Genomic DNA, 19025 nt, shown 5'->3' on the forward strand with positions numbered 1-19025 from the left:
TTTTACGTCTCTTAAGTACTAGTATTAACGGTCTAGCAAGTAATTGACAAATAAATGACAAGAATGGCTACTAATATGAAACAGTTGTCGATAACTATCAAGAGCCAAAATGCTACGCTCTGTCGATGATATGTATCAAAAATAATTGTTTGCAGGTTCATCATATGTCTAGTTGGAACACGTAGCCAGCTATTATCGAAAACTTGTCAAAGAGCTAACCAAAAGGGGCAAGGCAGCTTTCGGCATAAGACAAAGTGTCGTTACGTCCGACGATGATGTGATCGACAAGCGAGATATCTAACAGGTCACAGGCTTTTTTTAGCTCATAGGTCAGTAAGTTATCTGCCGTCGATGGCTTGGCATCGGTATGAGGATGATTGTGGGCGATGATAAGTTGACTGGCAGCGTGGCTTAGTGCGTGTCGCAGTACATGCTTGATGCAGACCGAACAAGATGAGATGCCACCAGTAAATAATATCTCGAAGTTCAAAAGGTTGAGGGCATTATCCAGACAGAGTACCGCAAATACTTCACGGTGCTCGCCGCGCAACTGTGTACTGATATAGTCTTTGACCGCTTGTGAGCGTCCTAGTGCTTGCCCAGTTTTGAGTTGGCTGTCCAGATAGCGCGTACCCATCTCAAGTGAGGCTAATATTTGGGCGTACTTTGCAGGGCCAATACCATGACAGGCAAGAACCGTCTTTTGAGGGGCGGCTAATAGCTCGGCTAAGCTACCAAACTGATCAATCAAATGCCGCGCTAATTCAATCGCTGATTGAGACTGAGTACCCGTACGCAAAAATATGGCCAGTATCTCGGCGTCAGACAAATGAGCTGCACCAAATTTTAAAAGTTTTTCGCGTGGCCTGTCATCCTCATGCCAGTCTTTGATCGCCATGGTCACTCCTTGAAAATGGGTTGATACTTGTTATCTGAGATAGATACGGAAAATCTTACCCAATTTATCTCATAATTGTTACTATAAGCGCAATTTTATCTTTTCACTTTTTTGTTGATGCCACGCTTATGTCCAATATTGTGCTTGCTATTACTGGCGGTATCGCCGCTTATAAATCTGCTATATTTGCCCGCTTGTTAGTTAAGGCAGGCTTTGATGTGCGCGTTATCATGACGACAGGTGCACAAGCATTTATCACACCGCTGACTCTACAGGCGTTGACGGGTAACGAGGTGCACGTGTCGTTGCTCGATGAGCAGGCAGAGGCAGGCATGGGGCATATTGAGCTGGCCAAGTGGGCCGACTTAATCGTCATTGCACCTGCTTCAGCCAATACGCTTGCGCGTCTGGCCATGGGTATGGCTGATGATCTATTGACTACAGTGTGCCTTGCCACTACAGCGCCTGTCATTATTGCTCCTGCCATGAATCAGCAGATGTGGGCGCATCCAGCGGTCAATCTAAATGTGCAAACCTTGCGCGATATGAATTATCAGATTATCCAGCCAGCTAGCGGTGAGCAAGCGTGCGGTGATGTCGGAGCAGGGCGATTGCCTGAGCCTGAGCAGTTATTGGGTGAGGTTTTACTGTTCATAGCGATGAACACAACGCCGCAATTGCTGGCAGGCAAAAGAGTGGTCATTACCGCAGGTCCCACCGTAGAAGCGATTGATCCTGTACGTTATTTATCTAACCACTCTTCAGGAAAAATGGGCTTTGCATTGGCGCGCGCCTGTGTGGCTGCTGGTGCAGACGTTGTCTTAATCGCTGGTGGTAAAGTGGCATTGCCCACGCCGCTTAATGTCACACGGATCGATGTGCTGTCTGCTGAAGATATGCTGATAGCGGCGCAGCAATGTGTAGATGGCACGCATAGCGAGCTTCAATTGGTCTTTGAAGATGAGCACGACCATTCTCATGATCACACGCATGGTCATTCTCATAACCATTCCCATTCTGAAGAGCATTATCATGGCGACTGTGGTTGCGGTGATGACGATGTAAGCGACCATGACCATAATGACTTGCTACATTCTTATGATGACAACCAATTTGTAAAAGCAGATATCTTTATCGCGACCGCAGCCGTGGCAGATTATCGTACAGAAGAAGCCGCACCGCAAAAAATCAAAAAGACACAAGATGCCATGACGCTCAGTCTGGTTAAAAACCCTGACATTCTAGCGACGATTTCTCTTGCGCATCCGGAGCTATTTGTCGTTGGTTTTGCCGCAGAGACGCAAGATGTCGAGCGTTATGCCCGTGGTAAGTTGGTAGCAAAAGATTTGGATATGATTGCTTGCAATGATGTCTCACGTGTAGATATCGGTTTTGCTAGTGATGACAATGCGATGCAGGTGTTTTTCTCTGAGCGCTATGAGCGTGACGCGGTAACACTTGAGAAGACCAGTAAAGATAAAATTGCTGAGCAACTGGCTAGCATTATTGGTCAAGCAATCGGTCAACGTAAAGATAGTTAGAGCTACAGGCGCTAAATCTGATAGCTAGCATGTAGATAGTGTGTAGATACAGACGCTGAGCCTAAAATGGTGTGACCGATATGATGAATATAGCTGGTAACGATAGCACTCAGATGCTAGTGCTGACGATCATTTTTGCGCTTGCTTCACTGCTACATGGTATTAGCGGACTTGGCGCAACGCTAGTAACGACCACTGCGCTTGCTAGTATGTACCCATTGCAACACGCCATTGTGTTAGTGATTTTCCCCTCGCTAGTCGTTAATGTGATGACATGGCTAGTAGGCGGTGAACGCACCATTTGGCAAAACTTTATCTACTACGGCAGACGCTATTGGTTGCTTGCGCTTACTAGCCTATTGGGTAGCATTTTAGGTGCGAAACTATTGCTATGGGTTGATAGCGCTTATATTCTCTTATTGTTGGCCGCGGTCATTGCTTTCTACGTTGTGAGTAGTTTACTTGGTAAGCAAATCCGTCTACCAAACACCAAGCCTATGTTAATTGCCGTTGGTTTTGGTGCAGGCGTGATTGGCGGCTCGACCAATGCAATGTCGACCATCCTGATGATGTATTTGTTGTCTGCCAGTGACGATAAAAATACCATCGCCAAAGTCGGTAACATGTGCTATTTCTTAGGAAAGATTGCTCAAATTATTGTGCTGCGTGAGCCTATCATGGCACTGAGCAGTGGTGAGTGGCAGCTGATTACTTTTTTGAGTGTGCTGTCTATAGTCACACTGCTAGTTGGAATCCGTTTACGTCGTTATTTACCGCAAGCGCGTTTTCGTCAGCTTATTTTATTGATTTTAATCGTGCTTGGAATACGCGTTGGCTGGCAAGGCATTACGGCATTGTTATAGCTAAAGATATAAGCCTTTTCAACAATATTTTATTAGACCAATTCTTCAAAAAATATCTGCTGCGCCAAACGAAAGGTATTGCAGTGCGCCTCGACCACATCTTCAATATCTTCTGAGTAGCCGCCACCCATCACGATAGCGACAGGGATATTGGTGGCTTTTGCTTGCTGCAGGACATATTCATCACGCGCCTTGCACCCTGCTTGTGTCAAACCAAGTTTGCCGAGCTTATCGGTAGCGAGCACGTCGACCGCAGACTGATAAAAAATCATATCTGGCGCAACTTCAGCGATTAAACGTGGCAGCGTATCTTCTAATATCTGTAAATACTCAGCATCGCTGGTATCATTGTCTAGCTCAATATCTAAGTCTGATACTTGCTTACGAAACGGGTAGTTCTTTGCCCCATGCATGCTAAAGACAAAAACGCGTGGCTCATCTGCCATGATACTGGCGTTGCCATTGCCTTGATGAACGTCCAAATCGATAACTAAAATCTTCTTTGCCTGTCCGCGATTTAGCAATAAGTTGCTAGCGATACAGACATCATTAAATACGCAAAAGCCTTCTCCATGACCAGCAAAAGAGTGATGGGTGCCGCCTGCAACATTCATAGCCACGCCATATTGCTGAGCATATAGCGCGCACTCATACGTTGCATGAGCAATATAACGACCGCGTTCTACCAACTGCGGCGTCATCTCAAATCCGATGGCACGTGCGGCCTTGCGCGGCAGTGTTTGGGTCTTAAGCTGATACCAGTATTCTGCGGTATGCGTGGTCAAAATCTCATCTTCGCTTAAGCGAGCAGGGGCAAAGAAGTTATCCTGATTAATAGTCCCTTCTGCTAGTAAACGCTCAGGAATCAATATGTATTTTTGCATAGGAAAGCGGTGCTTTTCGGGCACAGAGTAGCGAAAGACATCAGAGTAGGCGATTTTTAGCATAAGAATTCTAGCTTAATATTGATGGTTTTTTGGATAGATAAAGAAGCAAGTATTAGGGCGTGTCCTCAATTCAAACGAGTGTCCTCTAAATGGGCTAAAAACAGCTAAATTTTGCCAAACATCGTCAAATAGTTGGTCAATATCTCGATATTATCTGCACTATTTTCCTCGTTTGACGGCAATTTATCTCATTTTTATCACCATTTTTAAAATGAGGACACGCCCTAGCTATCGTAGATTATGGCTTGATTGAAAAACCAGTTTATCGAATGAACTGAACTATTGAACAAACTGAGTTATCGAACGGACTGAACTATTGAACAAACTGAGTCGGTAAAAAGAACGTGCGCGCGTCTGACTGTTGACGTAGCTCGACAAGTAGCGTTTGCATGTCTTCAGCAGGGTCTTGGTTATTAACCAAGTTGCCAAACAGCTCATTGGCGACCGTGGTCATCGCAACCACACTTTGCAATAAATGCTCAATGATCTCATTGTCGATCCCAACTGCTTCGACATCGATAGCGTTTTTGTAGCGTATTTCGCCATCGTTGACATCCATCTCTAGATTACCGACTAGCATGTCATAGTTGATTTGGGTAATAAGTAGCATCGCGGCACTTTGATGACTTTCTGGTATCAGAAATGGCAGAATGCCATAAACTGCCAGCAGCTTATTTTTTTCTTGCACCCGAAACAGATAGCCACAGTTTATTTGCTTATGACGCATTCTTAAGGATAAATGATGTGATTTTTGGCTGTCGTTGGTTTTGGGTCGATAATGCGTGTAGTGCCACTGTTTGTCATTGAAGTATTGCTTTAAACAGTCGACGATAGGTGTGTCACTCTGGTTTTGAGGTTCTGCATTTGCGCTATCGGTTTTTAAGTTATCGGTTTTGAGTTGAGATGTATGTGCTTGTGCTTGAGGGTTATTCTGTTCGCTGCCCTGATTCGCCTCTAACTCATGAGAGATATCAGAGACAGTACTGTCAGTAGCTTGAGAACTGATATTAGAAATATCAGCCGATATATTTTTTGTATTACTAATCTCGCTGTCAGCAAGTGATGCATGTCCTTGCTCGCTTGCAGCATCGACGACTGACTGCGGTGCGGAAGCAGTCAGTAACCGTTTGATCTTTTGCCACAAGCTGAGTTTATTGCGTTGACTCATAATAGTATGCTGACAAGTAAGAGTTATAAATTAATCGTGAGTGAATGCTAAACCTTCTTTGATAGCAGGCTGTGCATAAAACGCTGCTAGCATTTCACGAATATGAGCCGTTAACCAAGGCGTCTCAAGAGCATCGTACACGATAGGCAGTAGTGTAGTGCTACATTGCTTCATGGCCGCTTCATCAATGTGCAAACTCGCCGCAATGGTCGCCATCGTGTCAGACTGATGATTGGCATACCAAGTGTCAATGCTTGCCGAGACTAAGCTGTGCAGATACGGTGACAGTCGCAGGCGGTTATAGCTTTGTTGGATACTGGCTTCGATATGGTCGATGCTACTATTACCAGGCTCATCGCTTAAGTAGGTTTGTATCTCACTAATCGGTTGGTCTTTGATGCGATCCCAGCCCATAACCATCAGACGCGCCACTTCTTCGTTCGATAAGTGTTCCTGTGCATTGGCTTCAGCTTTGCGCGTCAAATCTTTGATATTGCGATGCAAGTAGGTTCGCAGTTTTTCATCGAGGTTTCTGTTGGTCGCCTTTTCAAAAGAGCTACGTCCAAGTTTCATCAATTTACCAACGCCACCTGCTTTATCGAGGGTGCTTTCCATAAAGTCATTGATAGCGTGATAAAGTGTTTGGGTCAACAAATCTGCAAAGGTTTCGTTACCGACCAGCGTATGAATTAATATGTTGCGCTGCTGCTCGTGACTACCGATATAGTTGGCCAAAGTTTCAACTTGGGCATCATCGACCAGCTCAGATAAAGGCACATTGTCATTGACTGGGTGATAAATAATAGTGTGCAAAATATCACGGATGTCGGTACGCATTACCTCAGTCATCGGCTGATTTAACAGCCAGTCTTTCATCAGCTGCTGTAAATGGTCACAGGTAATATATTTGCTTAAAGGCTGCGCACCAAACCATTGCCAAGCTTCCATCGCTAGTGGCTCAGCTTGATTGTGCAACCACTGCTGTATAAAGTTAACTTGAGCATCGATCAAGCTATCTACTGTCAAACGGCTGGCTGATGGCTGTTTTGACAAGTTAGTGTCTGCGTTGTCATTTTTAGTTTCTGCAGCAGTATTAGGTTTTTGGCTATCTTGTGAAGTCGGCATAGGTTTTGAAGTCATATTTTAAAGTCGTATTTTTTTGAGGTCGTACTTTTTGAAGTCAGAGTAATCGACAATTTGCTATACTGTGTGTTTGTAGCGAGCATAGGGTATTATGCCACGAACATTGCCTTTGTTTGTGATGAATATTGACTACTGCTTGATAAATAACCAGAGGTTTTGATGACGGTTTTGGATACGCCTTTACTTGCACTTGATGAGCTGACAGTTCAGCGCGGTGAGATACCGCTGTGCGAAGGCGTTACGTTGCAGCTATCTGCGGGTAGTATTTGCCATCTAATCGGGGCAAATGGGACGGGAAAGACCACGTTACTCATGCAGTTGGCTGGATTGTTACCTGTTTTGTCAGGTGAAGTTACTTATCAACGACAATCGTGCCTGCCCATCCAGCCTTTATATGTCTCGCACCAGTTGGGCATTCATCCGAATTTGACAGTGGCACAAAACCTGACGTTTCTACTGAACTTATATGGTATTACGCCAAGCGCTGCTGATATTGACGATGCACTCACATGGGTTGGACTACAAGGGTTTGAAACGATCAGCTCAAGTCATCTATCAGCTGGGCAAACGCGGCGCATCACGCTGGCACGATTGTTCTTGTTAACTCCTGACGTGACACCGCTCTGGCTACTTGATGAACCTTTCACGGCGCTAGATGTCGATATGGTGGCACGTATGGAAGAGCGATTATGCGAATTTGCACAGGCTGGCGGGTCGATACTAATGACCAGTCATCAGGCAGTCGGTGTCGCCAATCAGGTGCTCGATTTGTCAAATTACATGGTATAAGTTTGATTGCTATCAGTACCATCAGTATACGTGCAAGGACAAATAATGACAGACAGTCCAATACAAGTAGGATCAGTAGCAGCCATGAATAAAAGCCCAAATGCTATTGTCGCAGTGCCTCGCAGTATTGGCTTCCTGCAGCTGTGGCGCCGTGAATGGCAAGTCAAGCAGCAAGGAGCGGTACAATGGTTGTATCCGTTAGTACTGTTCTTAGTGATTATTACTTTGTTTCCGTTGGCAGTCGGTAGTGAGCCTGCGCTATTGCAGCGTCTGGGCGTATCAGCAGTGTGGATTGCTGCATTGCTGTCACTGGTAATGGGTGTTGATGGATTATTTAAGCCTGCGCTTGATAATGGTACGCTTGCGCAATTGGTCGTGGCCAAAGCGTCACTACCGCTATGGGTGCTGATTAGACTGGTCATTCATTGGATTTTTAGTAGTGGTATTGTGGCAGTGCTTAGCTTGCTTGCCGTGCCGTTATTTCAGCTCAGTTGGTTTGAAGCGTGGATCTTGATGGCTTCTATCGTGACAGGTAGCCCAATGCTTTTGATGTTATCAGCAGTGGCCAGTAGTTTGACGCTATCGTTAAAGAATGGGGCAGTATTAGTGCCTTTGATTGCTTTACCGATGCAGTTGCCAGTCTTGATTTTTGCTACGGGTGCGGTTGATTTATTTGCCTCTGGGCTGAATGGTTTGCCTATCTTAGCTTTATTACTAGCAGGAAGTATTGTTTCTGTCCTAGTTATGCCTTGGGTGATTGCTACCACTTTAAAGATGTCATGGCTCAATTAAACGATTTGCTTGTTGCAATCTTAAAATCCAGATTTCGAAATTTGATTATCTAAACCCAGTTATATAAATCTAGTTATCTAAACCTAGCAATATAAATCTAGTTATCTGAACCTAGTTGTTTGAACCCTATATATTAACATCGTGGTGAAAACTGACAATTTTGCTATAATAGTCAATTGAATACGTAAACAGCTCTTTGTAGATTCTATCCAGTGTTTAACGCCAGCAGGTGAGTTGATAGTGTTGCTTTGATAGACCGCATCATTTATCACCAGTAAGCTGTGTAATAGGTTTCTTCCCATGCCCAACCTGAATAACGTCTCATCCCCTAGCTTGTGGCAGCGCATTTGGCAGGGTTTCTTGACCACTGTGGGTACCAAGCAGTTTTTTCGTATCTTTAGCCCTTGGGTCAAGTGGTTAGCGATATTAGCCAGTCTCTGTTTGCTCATTGGTAGCGTATGGGGCCTTGCTTTTGCGCCGCCTGATTATCTTCAGGGCAATAGCTATCGCATTATCTTTATCCATGTGCCAGCGGCCAGTCTTGCCATTTCTATCTATTTTTCCCTTGCAGTTCTGGGAGTGATTTATTTGGTATGGAAGATTAAGACAGCCAGTTTGGTCGCGCAGGCACTTGCCCCGATGGGGTTTTTGCTGTGTGTCATCAGTTTGCTTACAGGCTCTATCTGGGCAAAACCAACATGGGGTACTTACTGGGTATGGGACGCACGCCTTACATCAATGCTGATATTAGCGTTTTTATACGCGGGCGTGATGGCGCTGTTTGCCGCTTTTGAGCATACGGCCAATCGCGGTAAAGCGGCCGCCATTTTATCTATTGTGGGCGCAGTGAACCTGCCTATTATCAAGTACTCAGTAGAGTGGTGGAATACCTTGCATCAAGGCGCGACCTTTAGTTTGACTGCCGCACCGAAGATGTCGGCAGATATGTGGATGCCCTTGCTACTGATGATTATCGGCAGCTATTTACTGGTTGCGACATTAGCGATTTATCGTACTAACACGCTGATTTTATACCGTGATCAAGGCAAAGCGTGGGTTAAAGAATACATTCGTGGTCAACACAAATAACGGCTAGGAAAATACTATGCAGCCTTACTTTTATAGCGTATCTGAGTTTTTCGCCATGGGTAAGCATGGGGTTTTTGTGTGGTCGTGCTGGGCGATAACGATCGGCGTGATGTTGGCCTTTATTATCTATAGCCGCAGACAGCGACAGTCACTTATCAAACAGCTGACCATCCAGCAAGCGCGTCAAGCACAACGGACGACCAAAACTTCAACGCCTGTGACTTCTGTGATTAGGCAATCTGAATAAAAATCAACTTAATATCATGGTTTTAGCGTAAGAAGCCGTATCCTTTTACTGACAAAAATATGACCTTGCGAATAGCGATGGGGCTTATTGATTTGTCCGAAAAATGCTACCATATAGCGATTAGAAGAGTACGATTAGAAAGACATTTTTAGAACGTTTTTCTAATGGTGGTTTCTTCAAATTTTTCTGCTTTATAGATTGATTATGATTTATAAAACAGTGACTCATTAATGGGGTAGTGGTATGAATGCAGTTCGTCGGAAAAAACTGACGTGGGTTATGTTTACACTGGCAGGTGCGGCCGTAGCAGTTATGTTGGTTATCTATGCCATCGGGCAGCAAACTGACTACTACTTTGATGCAACCGCTATTGCCCAAGGTGAAGCGCCTCAAGACAAACGTATTCGTGCTGGTGGTATGGTGGTTGCAGGCAGTGTGCAGCGTGCAGCAGACAATCCATTAAATGTTGAGTTTGCGATTACTGATTTTCAATCAACCGTGCCAGTGACTTATCAAGGTATTCTGCCAGACTTATTTGCTGAAAATTCAGGCGTCGTGGCTACGGGTAAAATGCAGGGTGATACTTTCGTCGCTGGTGAAGTACTGGCTAAGCATGACGAAAACTATATGCCACCAGAAGTCGCCAAATCTATGAAAGAAAATAACCGCAGTGGAGCGATACCTACTTCTGAACAGTATAATCCTGCTGAAAAAATACATGAGACTGAAACGCTGCAACAGTAATGATTGTGAGTTTTTATACCACATAAAAAAGCCACCGATAATCGGTGGCTTTTTATTGAGCTTTGTTTAGCTAATCAAATAATCGTACTTATTAATCCTATTAGTCATCCCATACTGGGCTATAGTCAGGATGTTCAATTTTACGACCGTCAGAGCTAGCTAGGTTACCGATTTTTTCTAACTCATCTGCACTTAACTCAACTTTGATGGCATCTAGATTGCCTTGCAGGTGATCAGGGTTAGACGTTTTTGGAATAGCCACACGATGCTTGTCTGATAAGATCCAAGCTAGTGAGATTTGTGCTGGTGTGACGTTGTGCTTATTTGCAATCTCTTTAATCACTTCGTTATCAAATACATCACCACGCGCTAATGGCGAGTAGGCTTCTAGTAGAATATGATGATTATTCAAGAAGGTCTGCAATGTGTTTTGCTTAATAAACGGATGAAACTCTACTTGGTTGACGACGATAGGCACATCAGCATATTTCTTGGCTTCGATGATATTAGCGATATTGAAGTTTGAAACACCAATATGACGCGTCAAGCCTTGCTTTTGGAGTTCACACAGCGCAGGAATGGTCTCAGATAATGGCACGCGGTCATCAGGCCAGTGCAATAGCAACAGATCGACATAATCTGTACCCAAATCTTCCAAAGAACGTTTCGCTGCTGAGACTAGTTTTTCTGGCTCAAACTTCATATCATCTGGGAAAATCTTGGTAGTCAAAAAGAACTTATCACGAGCCACGCCCGATTGTCTGATACCTTCGCCAACTTCCTTTTCATTACCATAAGCTTGAGCGGTATCGATATGCTCATAACCCATTTCTAGCGCTTTTTTGACCACGTCTACGCAATCTTGCCCAGTTGACTGCCAAGTACCTAGCCCTAGGATTGGGATATTTGCTTGTCCAGCGGTACGAATATTATAGTTTTTAGCGCTCATATTATTATCCTTGTTATGTGTATTTTATAATTTTCATTAGTTTTAAATGTCATCAATAGTATGGTCTAACGAGTAAATTACTATTGAGCCTGTCCACTATAGAAAAAACCAAGGACAAGTGGAAGAGTGAGTGACGGTTTCCTACAAAGGGTAAACAGGCTGTAACGTGATTTTTAATAGTTATTTAATGCACAGTTAGTCTTTTGATAACGGTATTGGAAGACAGCACTCCCAAAATTAAAGACAAAAAAACGCCCATCACTTTAAGTAATGGGCGTTTCTATTAATCATAACACTTAAAAAACTAGGTACTTTTGATTTAAAGTCTTACTGAGCAGCAGCTTCTGCAGTTTCTGGAGCGTCAGCGCTTTCAGTTTTAGCAGCAGTGTCCATGTGTGCGCTATGATCAGTACCCCAGATTTTTGGATACTTGTAGCCAGGGAACGTTTCATGAGCGTATTTTTTGAAAGCTTCTGAATTATAAGCGTTGGTCACATCTTCAACCCATTTTTTACCAGTATCAGCAGATTTGATCGCTGACCAGTTCACATAAGCAAAGCTTGGCTCTTGGAATAAAGCTTCAGTCAGCTTGATACCAGAGTCGGTAGCATAGTTACCATTGATAACCGCGAAGTCAACTTCATCACGCGCGCGTGGTAATTGAGCCGCTTCTAGCTCAACGATATCGATATCGTATTTGCTGTTGTCAGCGATGTCAGCTTTTGATGCAGTCAATGGGTCGATGTCGTCTTTTAGTTTAATCCAGCCAAGATCGTCCATCATGACCAACGCACGAGCAAAGTTACTTGGATCGTTTGGTGCAGAAACACTCATACCTTTGAATGCAGCGTCAAGGCTGGTCTTTTTACCTGAGTAGATGCCAAGTGGAGCCGTTGGTACTTGGAATACTTCAACCAAATCAAGGTTGTTTTCTTTTTTGAAGGTATCAAGGTAAGGCTTATGTTGGAAGATGTTGATATCCAAATCGCCTTCAGCCAATGCAAGGTTAGGACGGACATAATCAGTAAAAGCAATCAACTCAACTTCATAACCTTGAGCTTCAAGCGTGCTCTTCACTTGGTTACGAACCATATCAGCAAAATCGCCTTCAGTCGTACCAATAACGATTTTGGTATGGTCAGGATCGATATCGCTAGCGGCAGTTTCTGCAGTGGCACCCTCGGTTACTGGCTCTTTAGTCGCTTCTGGCGCTGATGAATTGCTGCAACCAACTAAGACTAGACCTGATACACCAACAGCAGCAAATGCGGTAGCTAACTGACGGCTGATATCTGTTAATTTCATAATATGTCCTTAATAATGAATGGGATTGAGTAAAACGTTTATCGTCTGAACATTAAAAAAGCAACATTATAAATAGTAATGCTGCTTTTGTTGTAAGAGCTGAGATAAGGGTTGAGTGTTGCCAAAAATAAACCTAGTCGCTCGTAAAGTCAAGTATTCTCTAAAGCGGTTTAACGTTTATCTAAACGATTGGCGAGCCAGTTACCAGAGGCTTGAATCGATACGACCATGATGGATAATACAATCACGATAAAAATCATTACCTCGGTTTGATAGCGATAATAGCCATAACGAATGGCCAAATCACCCAAACCGCCACCACCGATCATACCAGCCGCCGCTGAATAAGAGAGCAAGCTGATACAAAGAATAGTGACTGACAATACTAAACCTGAGCGTGCTTCATTAAGTAGTACTTTAATAATGGTAAAAGGTCGTGCACCCATCGATTCAGTGGCTTCGATAATACCGCGCGGCACTTCACGTAGATTTTGCTCAACCAAACGCGCAAAATAAAACGAACCAGCGATAGCAAGTACTAGTGATGCAGCAATTGGTCCGATACCCGTACCAACGATGGCCTTGGTAAACGGACTCATCGCAATCATCAAAATCACGAAAGGGAAGGCGCGCATAAAGTTGGTAATACCGCCAAGCACACCGTACAACGTCTTGTTTTGCAAAAACTGTCGATCACTAGACAAAAACAAGAATATGCCAAACAGTCCACCGATGACGATTGCGACCGTGGTTGAAATACCGAGCATCACAAACGTATCAATAAATGCGCTCACGATCTCTTTGCGTAACACAAGTAACTTGTCTATAGAGGCGGATAATTCAGTACCAGTTAACATATCTATTTCTCCTGCCTCATTAGTCCTCGACGACTAGGCCTTTGCCAATCGGGGTGGTTGCTTGAATCAGACCGTCTCGCACATCCGCAACTTCTAATAGTTGTCCTTGATGCAATAACGCTGCGCGATCACAAAGTCTACGAATAACACTCATCTCATGGGTCACGATGACGATAGTCACGCCAAGTTGCTCATTGATATCGCGCAGACAAGTCAGCAAACTACGGGTCGTTGCAGGGTCAAGCGCACTGGTTGGCTCATCGGCCAACAATACTTTTGGACTAGGGGCAATCGCGCGGGCAATACCCACACGCTGTTTTTGTCCACCTGACAACTGCGCAGGATAGTGACCAGCTCGATCAGTCAGATCAACAATCGCAAGACAATCCATGACGCGCTTATGAATGTCGCGACTTGGATAACCAGAGATTTTTAAGTTAAATGCCACGTTGTCAAAAACCGTTTGATTAGACATCAGATTAAACTGCTGAAAAATCATACCGATATTATGACGGGCAATGCGTAGTTCACTGGCAGACAGCGTGGTTAGGTCAGTACCATCTATCACGACTTGACCCGAATCTGGACGTTCAAGCATATTGATTAGGCGCAATAAGGTAGATTTACCTGCGCCTGAATAACCCATTAGACCAAAGATTTCGCCTTGTTTGATAGTCAGAGATGTCGGCTCAACAGCGGTAAACCAATGTGGTTTGCCGTCTTTGTCTTTGATTGATCGGTCGCTTAAAAAACTTTTGGTCACATCGTTTAAGACAATCATGTCATTCATGGAGGGCTCAAAATTTAATAAATTTTTTAATGGTTAAAAACGCGTCATCAGGCCTCTTTCAATATGTAAGAAGCTTGTCAAAACGACAACAGTCAATAACCGTATAATAAGGGGCGGTAATATAGCATATTATCAGGTACTTTGGATATGCACATACGTGTCCGGCTTATGATTAATAGCTATTAAGAATAAGCAGTTAAAATGGCAAATGTGAAGGCGACAGCGTAATAGCTATCTATATAACGATGGGGATTGATTACTCGTGATAGTTGTAATGAGGGTCATGATGAATTGGGATGGTCACCAAAAATCTAGTATGACCATTTAAGGTATCTGTAATAATACGCCCTTGATGAGCGGTAACGATTTGTGAGACTAAAGATAACCCTAATCCAGAGCCTTTGTTTTTCTGCTGTAAACGTACAAATGGACTGAAGACTTCTTCTCGCTTGCCTTCAGGGATACCAGTGCCTTCGTCGATTACAGCTAGCACGGCATATTTTGGCAGAGGACGTTCGGGCTCAGTTTTGGCTTTTTTCATATGCTTGGCAAATAAGCCTTCTTTACGCACAACTGCGCCTGAGCTCTCATGGTTTGAACTGTTAGATTTGGCGTCATCTTTCGTATTGTTTGAGCCATTATTTTTAGTAGCGGTATCAGTAATAGATTTATCTGATTTTTGAGCACTATTATTAACAAGAGTGCCAGTATTCTCGCTTTCTACTTTGCTTATAAAGTTTGTGGATGCTACTTCAGTCATGTCAGTATTACTAATACTGTCAGCATCGTTAGTATTATCGGCGTGATTAACAGGTGAAGTAGAATCTGGAACAGCCTTCCAAATAACTTTCTTAATTCTGTCGGTCAACTCACTGGTAAAGCTGTAATAGTCAGCAAGTAGTGATGATTCACTAGTAGTAGGTTGGGGTTTGCTAGCATTGTCTATCAAGCTGTCATCTGAAAAATCGTCGTCAATACTGACTTCATCATTGCTCTCGTTGTTCTCATTGCGAGCAACTATATCCTCACCGTTTCTGTAGATGATAGGCGTCGGTAGCTCTGCTATTGAGTCAGTTGTATCTGATTTATTTTTGTCAACCGAACTAGTAGCTTCATGCTTAGCAGTTTGGTGTTCAATTACTTTGGCATCAGCGTTTTCTTCATAATCGTCAAAGTCTAAACTGTTGTAATCGACAAAGCTGCTGCATAGCACTGTTTGTAATAGATAGTCAGGTACGTTGCCTGCCTCTTCGATCTGCTGCACGCCATATAATAACACGGTAACAGGAGGCACTCCGTGGAGCATCGCATTATTAAGTAAGTTACGGATCAGGTGAGTCAGCATCGCCGATTGACCATCGATAATTAAGTGTTCACCAATTAGCGTAGCTTCAGAATAGTGCTGGCGCTCTTGATTTACCAAATCGTATAAATCTAAGTTTTCAACTTGCTGTAAGGCATGACCTGCATCCAAACGACTAACCAGTAATATGCTTTCTACTAAGTCATTAAGACCTGATAGGTCGCGATTGATAGCTTGCGCGCGTTTATCAAATTTGGTTTTGATGTCATTTGGCATCGCGCTTGCTAGCATATCCATCATCTCGATCTGCAAACGGATACGGGTAATAGGGGTGCGCAGCTCATGCGAAGCGTGGGCTAAGAGTAAGTTATTAGCATTGATAAGATGCTCAATCTTTTGCGCCGCTTGATTGAAGCCATGCGCGAGTGAAGCAATCTCATCATTGCCGCGAGCATTGACCCGAACGCTAAAGTCGCCGTCACCCAATTGACTCATTTGCTGGCTTAACTGATTGATTCGCCAAGTCATGGTCCGGGCAATCAACCATAGTACACCTGCCATAATGAGCAAGAGTAGTAGCGTACCAGTAAAGAGGTTAAGGACGGCAGAAAGTACGGGTTTTTTGGGTGGTAAGCGCGACTCATATAATAGGGTATAGCCTGTGCTACTGTAGACTTGCGCTTGCTGGTTGGGCGGAGTATCGGCAAAGGAGGGAAAAACACGAGTCATCAAAGAGGGTTCTTCAGGTAGCAGCAAGGGCAGATCGCTATTGTCCGTCTGCATCAGTAGATGACCGTCGTTGTCATATAAGCCCATCTTCGCTTGCAGGGACTCATCAAAGATATCGAAGCTTTTTTTGACCACCGCTAGCATAAAGCGAGCTTGCAAACGATTGTCTTTGCTGATAGAAATATTCAATTCATGCAAGAAGGGATCGATTTGCCCCAAGATCTGCGTGGCTAATATCTCTGAGCGAATACCCGCATCTTTGTCATGGACAAGTTGGGTCAATAGCACCATTGCTACAGCAAATAAAGTAAGTGCCAGCATGACGCTGGCAAATAGTTTGGCAAATACGGAACGAAAACCCAATTGCTGCATTAAACGATCTCTATTATTAAACGCTTGTACCGACTCATGATATAGAGTTTACACCATGAGTCAGCTAATTAGGCATCCTTTATGATTACACCTGATCAGTGGCAAATTGATAGCCGACGCCGCGTACGGTAATAATACGCTTTGGCTGGCGTGGATTGTCTTCGATCAAAGCACGTAAACGCGAGATATGTACATCAATTGCACGGTCAATATTGTCTGAGCTGTCATCATTTGGCATCGCTTGCCAGAGTTGCTCACGATTCAACACCTTGCCGGAATGAGTGGCAAAGTAGTGTAACAACTGAAACTGATGCGTGGTTAGACGTACTGGTTGGTCATCGATAGTGACTTCATGACTATCAGGGAACACACTCAAACGACCAAAGGTTAAGCTGTCTGATTGGCTATCGGCTTGATTTGGTTGCTCATGACGACGAATAACTGCACGAATACGAGCTAAAAGCTCACGCGGCTCAAAAGGCTTGGCGATATAATCGTCAGCACCCATCTCTAGCCCCAACACGCGATCGGTTGTATCGCCTTTTGCGGTCAGCATGATAATAGGTACTTTATTGGTCATGTTATTCTTGTTGCCACGAATCTTTTGACATACTTGCATACCGTCCATATCAGGTAGCATAAGATCCAATACAACCAAGTCAATATCGCGCTCTTTGGTGTCTAATAAGTCGAGACCTTCTTGACCAAGACCAGCATGATGCACATCATAATAGTTCATGTTCAAATAATCGCTGATCAGCTCAGCCAAATCTGGATCGTCTTCAATCAATAAAATCTGCTTACTCATGGGATGTCCTCTAATTGTTATTGTGATTTATAAAAGTATAACGTTTCTGGTAATAACGAGTTGTTGGTAATGATAAATAGTTAAACTATTAAGCCTCTACGTTTTCAAATATACAGAATAGCGCATAATTAAATGTGAGTCGTATTTTAATACTCGGATAATGCTATATATAGTAGGGTCATATTGCCTAATTATGCTGTTACAAAACAAGAGAAGCTTTGTTAATGTTTCTACGCAATGTAACTGTCAACGTAAACTATTACGACACAATAACTTTTTTACCTTTAGAATCAACAGGTAAGTCAGCCAAACAAATTAAGCTATCATTGCTCACCCCTGCTATCAAATACTGCTGCGTAGTAGGATCGTATTCCACTACCTCAATAGGTTGGCGTGTTAAACGCTGATCTTGTCCGATTATCCAAACATTTGCAGTCAATGGTTGTAGCGGCATATAAGGAGGAGTTTGCAACTCTGTCAGATCAACATCATGTAGCGCGCGCTTAGGTACGATAGTGCCTACATCTATTTGACCATAGTTGACGCGCCCTGTGACTTTCATATTTGGCAGTAACTTATCACGACTAACTTCATTGTCGATGACATTAACATAGACCAAGAGCTTTTTGGGTTGACTGGTCGATACCAGTTTGCTGACCTGTCCCGTAAACTTGTCTGAGATACCATCGGCAGTAAAATTGACCGTTTGTCCCACTGAAAGCTGTGGTTTTGCTTGTATAGGCAGGGTAGCCATAAAGTGCAGCTTGGTTTCGTCACTGATCTGTAGTAGAGACGCGCGCGCCGCCAACTGTTGTCCTGCATCAGCAGATAAGTTTTCTACTCGCCCTGAGAAACTAGCATGAATGGTAATCGAATTATACTGCGCATCTTGTTTAGCCGTATTAATGTCTGCATTTTGATTAGTGATGTTGCTATCAGTATCTATCGCAGAATTTGCTTCTAACGTTTTATCACTGTCAGTTTTTCTTACAACAGCGATATCTGCGTCTGGCGCAGCTTGTGCGGAGTTAGCATCAGAGTTTTGCGTATCTTCTTGATTGTTTTGATTAGTACCCCCTGATTCTGAATTACCTTGTTCAGGCTTTTTCAAATCTTCAGCTTTGCTAGCCGTGCCCGTACGTCTAAAGACAAGCAGTGGCGTGCCTTTTTCTACCCATTGACCTTCACTAACCAGTGTTTTTTCTATACGAATCGGATGTACCGCAACAAATGTGGTCTGCTTGATAGGTTCGATATTACCTTGTAATCCGAGACTCGGCTGATACCTTGAAGGTTTGATACTCAAGATATGTTCTGGCGTCATTGTGACACTATCACTTGTGATGATAAGTGGCGTGTCAGCGGTCTCTGCTTCAGTGTCAGTAACAGTCGATTCATTTACAGGTGACGGCTGACAAGCTGCGATAAATAGTACGCTGAATAAATAGAGGATTTTTCTTAAACGTCTAGAAGCTGTCATAGCAGTCACCATTGTAATCGTCATATTATTATATAGTGAATTGTAACGCGGTGGAACGACTGTAAGATATTTACTAAACTTAAGAAAGTTGATAACTCAGTATTGAGAAGAGTTGAAGTTATAGCTTTAATAAATAAGAACAGCTATTTGTAATACTAATGAGTTCGAACATAATTTTGCTAATTACTGGAAAAGCAATAATAACTGTGCT

Annotated in this window: 18 protein-coding genes and 1 pseudogene; 8 read left to right on the forward strand and 11 right to left on the reverse strand. The window is 43.5% G+C overall.

All coding sequences use genetic code 11. From position 1 onward, the window contains the following. Positions 1-214 precede the first annotated feature (214 nt). Entirely contained in the window at positions 215-898 is a 684-nt protein-coding gene (radC, locus tag CXF62_RS09200; RefSeq protein ID WP_102094064.1) for a RadC family protein, read from the reverse strand. Positions 899-1026: 128 nt separating this feature from the next. On the opposite strand from radC, the pseudogene coaBC reads away from it, so the two are divergent. From coaBC to CXF62_RS09210, 3 genes and pseudogenes are all read left to right on the forward strand, one after another. Continuing rightward, a pseudogene (coaBC, locus tag CXF62_RS15000) lies at positions 1027-1800 on the forward strand (bifunctional phosphopantothenoylcysteine decarboxylase/phosphopantothenate--cysteine ligase CoaBC); the annotation flags it as partial. After that, positions 1795-2439: a phosphopantothenoylcysteine decarboxylase domain-containing protein gene (locus CXF62_RS15005; protein ID WP_416220488.1), complete on the forward strand. Its 645-nt coding sequence runs from the start codon at positions 1795-1797 to the stop codon at positions 2437-2439. The pseudogene coaBC and the gene CXF62_RS15005, both read left to right, overlap by 6 nt. Positions 2440-2519: 80 nt before the next feature. Continuing rightward, positions 2520-3302, forward strand: a complete 783-nt coding sequence (locus CXF62_RS09210; RefSeq protein WP_101206033.1) for a sulfite exporter TauE/SafE family protein — start codon at positions 2520-2522, stop codon at positions 3300-3302. A gap of 32 nt (positions 3303-3334) precedes the next feature. Here CXF62_RS09210 and CXF62_RS09215 read toward each other — a convergent pair whose 3' ends face one another. The 3 genes from CXF62_RS09215 to CXF62_RS09225 form a co-directional block, all read right to left on the reverse strand. After that, positions 3335-4249 (reverse strand): histone deacetylase family protein, encoded by a 915-nt coding sequence (locus CXF62_RS09215; protein WP_102094067.1) that lies wholly within the window; start codon positions 4247-4249, stop codon positions 3335-3337. 313 nt (positions 4250-4562) lie between these two features. Then, entirely contained in the window at positions 4563-5417 is an 855-nt protein-coding gene (locus tag CXF62_RS09220) for a YbjN domain-containing protein (RefSeq protein ID WP_102094069.1), read from the reverse strand. 30 nt (positions 5418-5447) lie between these two features. Beyond that, a complete protein-coding gene (locus CXF62_RS09225) occupies positions 5448-6557 on the reverse strand; it encodes a hypothetical protein (RefSeq protein WP_185156629.1) in 1110 nt (369 codons plus the stop codon). Positions 6558-6719: 162 nt separating this feature from the next. On the opposite strand from CXF62_RS09225, the gene ccmA reads away from it, so the two are divergent. The 5 genes from ccmA to ccmE all read left to right on the forward strand — a co-directional run bounded on the left by ccmA (position 6720) and on the right by ccmE (position 10221). Further along, positions 6720-7349 (forward strand): heme ABC exporter ATP-binding protein CcmA, encoded by a 630-nt coding sequence (ccmA, locus tag CXF62_RS09230; protein WP_102094070.1) that lies wholly within the window; start codon positions 6720-6722, stop codon positions 7347-7349. Positions 7350-7433: 84 nt separating this feature from the next. Beyond that, positions 7434-8141, forward strand: a complete 708-nt coding sequence (locus CXF62_RS09235; protein WP_102094084.1) for a heme exporter protein CcmB — start codon at positions 7434-7436, stop codon at positions 8139-8141. 300 nt (positions 8142-8441) lie between these two features. After that, positions 8442-9230 carry a heme ABC transporter permease CcmC gene (ccmC, locus tag CXF62_RS09240; RefSeq protein WP_057761594.1) on the forward strand — a complete coding sequence of 263 codons (789 nt, stop codon included), beginning with the start codon at positions 8442-8444 and terminating at the stop codon, positions 9228-9230. 16 nt (positions 9231-9246) lie between these two features. Then, complete coding sequence (ccmD, locus tag CXF62_RS09245; protein ID WP_102094072.1) at positions 9247-9477, forward strand: heme exporter protein CcmD; 231 nt, start codon at positions 9247-9249, stop codon at positions 9475-9477. 243 nt (positions 9478-9720) lie between these two features. Then, positions 9721-10221 (forward strand): cytochrome c maturation protein CcmE, encoded by a 501-nt coding sequence (gene ccmE / locus CXF62_RS09250; RefSeq protein WP_102091822.1) that lies wholly within the window; start codon positions 9721-9723, stop codon positions 10219-10221. A 100-nt stretch (positions 10222-10321) separates the two neighbouring features. Here ccmE and CXF62_RS09255 read toward each other — a convergent pair whose 3' ends face one another. The 7 genes from CXF62_RS09255 to CXF62_RS09285 all read right to left on the reverse strand — a co-directional run bounded on the left by CXF62_RS09255 (position 10322) and on the right by CXF62_RS09285 (position 18814). Next, complete coding sequence (locus CXF62_RS09255; RefSeq protein ID WP_102094073.1) at positions 10322-11170, reverse strand: aldo/keto reductase; 849 nt, start codon at positions 11168-11170, stop codon at positions 10322-10324. A 327-nt stretch (positions 11171-11497) separates the two neighbouring features. Beyond that, positions 11498-12475 (reverse strand): MetQ/NlpA family ABC transporter substrate-binding protein, encoded by a 978-nt coding sequence (locus CXF62_RS09260; protein ID WP_102094075.1) that lies wholly within the window; start codon positions 12473-12475, stop codon positions 11498-11500. Between the two features lie 170 nt (positions 12476-12645). Next, positions 12646-13302, reverse strand: a complete 657-nt coding sequence (locus CXF62_RS09265) for a methionine ABC transporter permease (protein WP_414559345.1) — start codon at positions 13300-13302, stop codon at positions 12646-12648. 49 nt (positions 13303-13351) lie between these two features. Then, entirely contained in the window at positions 13352-14122 is a 771-nt protein-coding gene (locus tag CXF62_RS09270; protein ID WP_057761581.1) for a methionine ABC transporter ATP-binding protein, read from the reverse strand. Between the two features lie 256 nt (positions 14123-14378). Continuing rightward, the gene (locus CXF62_RS09275; protein WP_102094078.1) at positions 14379-16526 is read right to left on the reverse strand and encodes a sensor histidine kinase; all 2148 of its coding nucleotides are present in this window, start codon (positions 16524-16526) and stop codon (positions 14379-14381) included. A gap of 85 nt (positions 16527-16611) precedes the next feature. Next, positions 16612-17334 carry a response regulator transcription factor gene (locus CXF62_RS09280; RefSeq protein WP_102094079.1) on the reverse strand — a complete coding sequence of 241 codons (723 nt, stop codon included), beginning with the start codon at positions 17332-17334 and terminating at the stop codon, positions 16612-16614. Between the two features lie 259 nt (positions 17335-17593). Further along, complete coding sequence (locus CXF62_RS09285) at positions 17594-18814, reverse strand: efflux RND transporter periplasmic adaptor subunit (RefSeq protein ID WP_102094085.1); 1221 nt, start codon at positions 18812-18814, stop codon at positions 17594-17596. Between the last annotated feature and the right edge of the window lie 211 nt (positions 18815-19025).

Source organism: Psychrobacter sp. MES7-P7E (genome assembly GCF_002863645.1).
Taxonomy (GTDB): Bacteria; Pseudomonadota; Gammaproteobacteria; order Pseudomonadales; family Moraxellaceae; genus Psychrobacter.